The sequence below is a fragment of the Gryllotalpicola sp. CP2-P1 genome (assembly GCF_057512245.1).
Map to the genome: position 1 here is coordinate 1 of NZ_JBLRDT010000173.1, position 5,204 is coordinate 5,204.

A 5,204-nucleotide genomic window follows, 5' to 3' on the forward strand; every position below is an offset into this window, starting at 1 on the left:
CTCTCGGCGTCGCCGTCGAGTTCGAACAGCCGCGCGCTGCCGTCGCTCAGCAGCGCGATCACATCGTCGAGGCTCGCCCCGTGCTTGCGCACGAGAGACGCGAGCAGCGCCTTGCGCTCCTGCAGCAGCTCGAGATCGCGAGAGCCGTCGACGTCGAGGCCAGCCAGATACGACGACAGCTGCGCGGCGGCATCCGCCACCTGATACTGCGCCGCCTGCAGCGTCTCGGCGAGCGCAGCGAGCTCCTGATCGTGCGCCGCCGCGTGCTCGAGCGCGCGGCGCGCGCCGTCGATGAGCGACAGGGCGTCCGGCCCGTCGGAATCCTCCGCCGACAGCTGCTCGCGCGCCTCCGCTGCGGCGACCCGCAGCGTCTCGACGTTCTCGAGCCGCTCGATGCGCTCGTCGAGTTCCGCGTCCTCGCCGGGCTGGGGTGCCGCCGCCTCGATCTCGTCGAGCGCCGCGCGCAGCTCCTCGGCCTCGCGCACGCGGCGCTCGCGATCACCGGTCAGCTGCGCGAGCTCGGTCGCGCCGTCCTTCCAGCGCCGCCACACGGCCTGATAGCGGGCGAGGGATTCCTGGAACTCTGTCCCGGCGAAGCGGTCGAGCGCCTCGCGCTGCGCCGTCGCGCTCTTCAGCCGGATCTGATCGGACTGCCCGTGCACCACGACCAGCCGCTCCCCCAGCTCAGAGAGCACGGCGACGGGCGCGCTGCGGCCCCCCGCATACGCGCGACTGCGGCCCTCCGGTGACACCGAGCGGCTCAGCACGAGCTCGGCGTCGCCGCTTTCGCCGATGGGGTCGACGTCGCCGCCGGCGTCGCGCACTCGATCGGCGGTCTCACCGTCGGCGTCCACCCGCCAGCGGCCCTCGACCCAGCTCTGGGCGGCGCCGACGCGCACCACCCCGCTGTCCGAGCGCTGGCCGAGCAGCAGTCCGAGCGCCGTCACGACCATGGTCTTGCCCGCGCCGGTCTCCCCCGTGATCGCCGTGAACCCGGGGCCGAGCGGCAGTGTCGCCTCGGCGATGACGCCGAGGTCGCGAATGGAGATCTCCTCGATCACGCTGCGTCTCCCAAATTGCGGCGTCGCTGCGATGAGCTCACGCCCCTCACGCCGGCCCTCGCCACCCCACGACCGGAAGGTTGAACTTGCGCACCAGGCGGTCCGTGAACGACGCACGATGCATCCGCGCCATCTTCACGGGAATCGGCGACCGGGTCACCACGACGCGGGCTCCTGGCCGCAGCTCGACCGAGCGGCGCCCGTCGCACCACAGGATGCCGTTGGTCTGCACCCGGTCCAGCAGCTCGACGGCGATCGCAGAGTCCGGCGTCACGACGAGCGGCTTCGCGAACAGAGCGTGGGCCGAGATCGGCGTGAAGAGCAGGGCGTCGAGCGTGGGCCAGACGACAGGGCCGCCCGCCGAGAACGAATAGGCGGTCGAGCCGGTCGGCGTCGACATCACGACGCCGTCGCAGCCGAAGCTCGACAGCGGTCGCCGGTCGACTTCGACCATGACCTCGATCATCCGCTCGCGGCTCGCCTTCTCGACGCTCGCCTCGTTCAGCGCCCAGTCCTCGTAGACGACCTGGCCGTCGTACTTCACGCGCACGGCCAGCGTCATGCGCTCCTCGACCTCGTAGTCGCCGGCGAGCGCCCGCGCGACCGAACGCGAGAGATCGTCCCGCTCGCTCTCGGCGAGGAAGCCGACGTGACCGAGGTTGACGCCCAGAATCGGCACGTCCGCTCCGCGCACCATCTCGGCGGCGCGCAGTATGGTGCCGTCCCCGCCGAGCACGATGACGAGCTCGAGGTCGCCGGGCTTGCAGCCCGCCCCGAGCACCTCGAGGCCCATCAGCTCGGGCGCATAGGCACGCAGGTCGCTCAGCTCGTCGGCGCTCAGCACGGGAACCACATCGGCTTCCTCGAGAAGCTGCCGGCACACCTGCAGCGCGGCGTCGAGCGACTCCTCGCGGCCGGTGTGCGAGACGACCAGGATGCGGCGGTCATTCATGAACGTCACGCTCCCGTCATCGTCGAAACCCTGTCCACCCATTCTGTCGGATTCGCGCCGCGGCCCGCGGACATCCAACACAGGTACTCCTGATTCCCGTGCGTCCCGATCACGGGCGAGGGCATGACGCCTGCCGTCCCGAGCCCGAGGTCCCACGCCGCCCAGAGCACGCCGGCGACCGCATCCGCACGCAGCACGGGGTCGCGCACGATCCCTTCCCTCACGCCCGTGCGGCCGACCTCGAACTGCGGCTTGATCAACAGCACGAAGTCGGCCTCCGCACGCGCAGCGTCACGCGCGGCCGGCAGAACATGGGTCAGCGAGATGAAGGACAGGTCGCCGACCACGAGGTCGGGCGATTCGTCGATTCCGGATGCCTCGACCAGCGTCTGCGCCGTCAGATATCTGGCGTTCACGCCTTCGATATCGCTCACCCGCGGGTCGCCCTTGACCGGCACGGAGAGCTGCCCGTGCCCGACGTCCACGGCGAGCACGTGCCGCGCCCCGCGCTCGAGCAGCACCTGCGTGAACCCACCGGTGGACGCGCCGAGGTCGAGCGCGAGTCGCCCGCGCGGATCGACGCCGAAGGCATCGAGCGCCGCGATCAGCTTGTGCGCGCCGCGGCTCACATAGTGATCCGGCAGCGCGACGTCGATCTCTGTGGCGTTTTCGACCTGGGCGGATGCCTTCACGACCGGCTTCCCGTCGACCGTGACGCGGCCGTCCGCGATCAGCTTCGCGGCCGCCGTGCGCGAGCGGGCGAGCCCGCGCGCGACGACGGCGGCATCGAGCCGAGTGGATGCCACCTGCTCAGCGCCCGCCCTGGCGATCGGCCGCGTCGAGGGCTTCGCGCAGCTCATCGTGCAGGTGGGCATACGCCTCGGCGCGCGTCTCGAGCGGCTGGTCCTCGATCAGCTTGAGGCGCGGCAGCAGCGCATCGCCGCGCCTGTCGTCATCTCGCTCATCGGCCACGTGTTCCACGCTACAGCGCCGCTACCGGTAGAGCCGCTCCGGCACGTCGAGCGCATAGATCGCGACCCCGGAATCCCAGATCGCGTGGCAGGCGGCGCGCAGCAGATCGACCGGGTCGTCGCCGTCGCGCACGACGTCGACCGTCGTGCCGTCGACCCGCACCGCTGCGCCGCGGACGACCGTCACACCGCCGCGCGCCTTCTCGACGGCCGGGTACGGCTCGTGCAGGCCGCGCAGGTCTTCGAGGATGTAGGTGGGCCGCGAGTCGGGTCCCGCCGCGAGCAGTTGCTTCGCGCGATCGATGCCGGTCAGCACGAGCACGGAGTCGATGCCCGCGCGCCGGGCTCCGAGCACGTCCGTGTCGAGCCGGTCACCGATGAACAGGGGCTTCGTGGCGCCGAACCGCGCCCGTGCCTCCTCGAAGATCGCCACCTCGGGCTTTCCTGCGACCACGGGCAACCGCCCGACGGCGTTGTGCACCGCGGACACGAGCGTGCCGTTGCCCGGAGCGATTCCCCGCGCAACCGGAATCGTCCAGTCCATGTTGGTCGCCACCCACGGAATGCCCGCGTCGCCGCCCGCGAGAGCGAACGATGCCTCGGCGAGGTCCTTCCAGCCGAGCTCAGGCGCGAAGCCCTGGATCACCGCCGCCGGCTCGTCGTCCGCAGACGACACCACGGTGAAACCGGCGGCCGCCACGACGGACGAGAGCCCCTCGCCACCGATCACGAGAATGCGCGCCCCCGGCGGAACGAGCCCCGCGAGCAGCCGCACGGCGGCCTGGGGCGACGTCACCACCTCACGGGGCTCGACCGCGAGGCCGAAGCCGCGCAGCTGGGCGGCCACGGCCGCATCGGTCCGCGAGGCGTTGTTCGTGATGTAGGCGACGCGCGCGTCCTCGGCAGCGCGGTTCAGGCTCTCCACTGCGTGCGGGATCGCCTCGTGCCCCTTGTAGACGACCCCATCGAGGTCGGCGAGCACGACGTCGACGCCGTCGAGTGGCGTCGGTCGTGCGTTACTCCGTGCCCGGAACAGCGCCATCGGCATCCTCGTCGTCGCTCTCGCCGAGCAGCTCGGCGACCTCGTCCTCGACGCTGAACTCGTCGTCGGGGGTCGCCGCGTCGGCGTCAGCCGCATCGTCGGCGGATTCCTCGGCCGCGGTCTGAGGGTTCGCAGGCGTCTCGACCGGGTCGAGTTCGACACCCTCTTCGAACTCCCCGCCTTCCTCGACCACATCGACCGTCTCGTGCTCCGCCGTTGCCGCGGCTTCCTCGAGCGCCTCGGCGGCGTGGTCGGCGCGATCCCACCACTGCTGCGCCTCAGCCGTGCGGCCGAGCTCGTCGAGCACGTCGCCGTATGCCTGGAACAGCGCGGGGCTCCATGAGTACGCGACGTCAGGATCCAGTTGCGGGATCTCCAGCTCACCGAGCGCGAGCTCCGGCTGGCCGAGGTCGAGGCGCGCGCCCGACATGGCGATGGCGAGGGATGCCTGAACCTCATTGCTCAGCGTCGAGCGATCGACGGAGCGACCGAGCTCCAGCGCGCGCTCGGGCCGCCCGACCCCGCGTTCGCTGTCGACCATCAGCGGCACCTGGTCGTCCTTGCCGGAGATGCGCCGATAGGTGCGCAGCTCGCGCAGCGCGAGCGCGAAGTCGCCCGTTGCATATGCCGTGATTGCGAGCGTCTCGCGCACCACGCCGACGCGGCCGGCACGACGTGCCGCCGAGAGAGCGTGCCGGTGCGCGAGCTCCGGGTCCTCCTCGATCAGTTGCGCCGCCATCACCAGATGGCGCGCCACATCCTCAGCGTTGTCCTTGGCCAGGGTGCGCAACTCGAGTCGGGCCGCGTAGTCCAGATCCTTAGAGCTCACGGATGCCGGCAACTCCGGGTCATCGTGGCGCGGTCGCACCGCCTTCAGCTCTTGACGGCGCCGATACTCCTCATCGTCGCGCCACTCGGCGCGCGAGGCATCACGGTCGCCGCGAGCCGGCCTGCCGTCACGTGTCCACAGCCGCTGCTCATCGCCGCCGCGAGGACGGTAGCCGCCCTCACGCCGGTCTCGCTGCGCGCGCTCCGCGCCGTCACGCCGCGGGCCCCGGAACTCGCCGTCGCGACGCGGCCGGTCATCACGGCGCTCAAAGCCGCCCTCACGACGCGGTCGCGCGCCCCCGCGCTGTTGGTATCCACCATCACGCTGAGGCCTGTTTTGGTCAGGCCGC

At 71.3% G+C, this 5,204-nt stretch carries 7 protein-coding genes; all 7 read right to left on the reverse strand.

The features are described from left to right. The coding region (locus ACM2XV_RS11910) for an AAA family ATPase (RefSeq protein ID WP_487027073.1) at window positions 1–1,061 on the reverse strand (1,061 nt) is incomplete at its 3' end. Between the two features lie 46 nt (window positions 1,062–1,107). Further along, a complete protein-coding gene (locus ACM2XV_RS11915) occupies window positions 1,108–2,013 on the reverse strand; it encodes an NAD kinase (RefSeq protein ID WP_344774651.1) in 906 nt (301 codons plus the stop codon). Between the two features lie 5 nt (window positions 2,014–2,018). Next, entirely contained in the window at window positions 2,019–2,873 is an 855-nt protein-coding gene (locus ACM2XV_RS11920; protein WP_487027074.1) for a TlyA family RNA methyltransferase, read from the reverse strand. Continuing rightward, window positions 2,824–2,985 (reverse strand): hypothetical protein, encoded by a 162-nt coding sequence (locus ACM2XV_RS11925; RefSeq protein ID WP_344774655.1) that lies wholly within the window; start codon window positions 2,983–2,985, stop codon window positions 2,824–2,826. The genes ACM2XV_RS11920 and ACM2XV_RS11925 overlap by 50 nt, the downstream gene beginning before the upstream one ends. Before the next feature lie 21 nt (window positions 2,986–3,006). Then, window positions 3,007–4,026: an HAD-IIA family hydrolase gene (locus ACM2XV_RS11930; protein WP_487027075.1), complete on the reverse strand. Its 1,020-nt coding sequence runs from the start codon at window positions 4,024–4,026 to the stop codon at window positions 3,007–3,009. After that, a complete protein-coding gene (locus ACM2XV_RS11935) occupies window positions 4,001–4,855 on the reverse strand; it encodes a hypothetical protein (RefSeq protein ID WP_487027076.1) in 855 nt (284 codons plus the stop codon). Before ACM2XV_RS11935 ends, ACM2XV_RS11930 begins: the two co-directional genes overlap by 26 nt. 44 nt (window positions 4,856–4,899) lie before the next feature. After that, window positions 4,900–5,204 (reverse strand): hypothetical protein (locus ACM2XV_RS11940; RefSeq protein WP_487027077.1); only part of this gene is annotated, 305 nt, incomplete at its 5' end.